1 protein-coding gene is annotated in these 1,586 nt (G+C 70.5%); it reads left to right on the forward strand.

What is annotated here, in order from left to right; all coding sequences use genetic code 11:
• Positions 1–130 precede the first annotated feature (130 nt).
• Complete coding sequence (locus ACIA8E_RS41915; protein ID WP_399307363.1) at positions 131–1,576, forward strand: NF041680 family putative transposase; 1,446 nt, start codon at positions 131–133, stop codon at positions 1,574–1,576.
• The last annotated feature ends 10 nt before the right edge of the window (positions 1,577–1,586 follow it).

The following is a 1,586-nucleotide window of genomic DNA, read 5'->3' on the forward strand; positions in this document are numbered from 1 at the left end:
CTTAGCTTGACGTTTATCCTCGCAGGTCACTCGACCTGCTGATCTGCGGTTCTTCCCGGGACAGCAGGGGCGGCCGTTCTCCACGCTTCGAGATGTCGAGTCACGAAGCACGAGAGAACGGCCGCTGTGTATGAGTCTCCCGGTCGACGCGCCCGCAGGCGACGCATTGGGCATCTTGTCCCGCTTTCGGGTCGAGTTCTACGAATGCCTCTACGCCCGCCAGGACGTGCTCTTCGAGCTCACGGACGCGGTGTTGTGCGCGGACGGGCCGGTGAAGACCCTGGTCGAGCTGTCGCTGGCGGTCGAGCACCGGCGCGGGCACGGCGCGCTGTACGCGGCTTTGGACCGCGGTTGGCTGGAGCCGACGCGGTTGCGCCGCATGCTGGCCGGCCTGCCGCTGCCGAAGGCGGCCGACGGGCGGATCGTGCTGGCCGTGGACGTGAGTAACTGGCTCCGCCCCGATGCCCCGACCAGCGACGATCGGCTGTTCTGCCACGTCTACGGACGTGGCGACCGCAAGACGGACCAGTTCGTGCCGGGCTGGCCGTACTCCTTCGTTGCCGCGCTGGAGTCCGGCCGCACCTCCTGGGTCGCGCTGCTGGACGCCGTGCGCCTGGGGCCCGCCGACGACGCGACGCTCGTCACCGCCGCCCAACTGCGCGACGTCGTCGAGCGGTTGACGCAAGCCGGGCACTGGATGCCGGGCGATCTGGAGATCCTGATCGTGATGGACGCCGGCTACGACGTCACCTACCTCTCCCACGCCCTGGCCGACCTGCCGGTCGTGCTGGTCGGGCGCCTGCGCTCGGACCGGGTCATGCTCCGCGACGCAGGCCCCGCGCGTTCCGGCCCGAAGGGCGGGCGGCCCCGTCGGCACGGCGGCGTCCTCACCTTCGCCAAGCCCGACAGCTGGCATCAGCCCGACGTCACCACCAGCACGGACACCACCCGCTACGGCAAGGCCGAGGCGATGGCCTGGGACCGGATGCACCCCAGACTCACCCACCGCGGCCCATGGCTGGACCACGCGGAGGAGGAACTGCCCGTCCTGCACGGCACGTTGGTGCGACTGCAGGTCGAGTACCTGCCGGGCGACCGCGACCCGAAACCGGTCTGGCTGTGGTGCTCAGCCACCGCCGCGACGCTGGTGGACGTGGACCGCTGGTGGCAGTCGTTCCTCCGCAGATTCGACCTTGAGCACACCTTCAGGCTCCTGAAGCAGACGCTCGGCTGGACGGCCCCGAAGGTCCGCCACGCCGGCAGCGCCGATCTGTGGACCTGGCTCATCATCGCCGCCCACACCCAGCTCCGCCTCGCCCGCCCCCTCGCCGAGGACCTGCGCCGTCCCTGGGAGCGACCCGCTGAGCCCCGCCGCCTCACTCCTGCCCGTGTCCGCCGGGGGTTTCGCAACGTCCGCGCGACGACGGCCCGTCCGGCGGCCGCACCGAAACCGTCCCGGCCAGGCCCGGGGCGGCCTCCCGGCTCGAAGAACAAGCAACGGGCCAAGCGCCACGACGTCGGCAAGACGGTCAAACGCGCCGAGTCGATCAAGGAACACCAAGCCCGCCGAGGATAAACGTCAAGCT

Origin of the sequence: Streptomyces sp. NPDC051664 (assembly GCF_044453545.1) — a bacterium.
In the GTDB taxonomy this organism is placed as follows: domain Bacteria; phylum Actinomycetota; class Actinomycetes; order Streptomycetales; family Streptomycetaceae; genus Streptomyces.